Annotated in this window: 1 rRNA gene; it reads left to right on the top strand. The window is 48.7% G+C overall.

From position 1 onward, the window contains the following. Positions 1-154 precede the first annotated feature (154 nt). Positions 155-226: ribosomal RNA gene (gene rrf, locus Q8X48_RS30115) — 5S ribosomal RNA — on the top strand; the annotation flags it as partial.

Below are 226 nucleotides of genomic sequence, written 5' to 3'. Positions count from 1 at the left end.
TTGATGCTCCTAGTTGAAAAGACGAAAGAGACCAGATTGCGGTGTGTGAAGACGAAACGAACCGAAAGTTCGAAAGACTCACAAAACACCGAAGCTATCACATACCCAATTTGCTGAAGCGAGGCCAACCGGTCACGACTCAGTACCCGAATTTCTTGACGACCATAGAGCATTGGAACCACCTGATCCCATCCCGAACTCAGCAGTGAAACGATGCATCGCCGAT

The sequence above is a fragment of the Pseudomonas sp. QLc11A genome, assembly GCF_052112305.1.
Taxonomy (GTDB): domain Bacteria; phylum Pseudomonadota; class Gammaproteobacteria; order Pseudomonadales; family Pseudomonadaceae; genus Aquipseudomonas; species Aquipseudomonas laurylsulfatiphila.
Note: the sequence above shows the minus strand (reverse complement) of the source record. Positions and strands in the feature narration are given on the sequence as shown.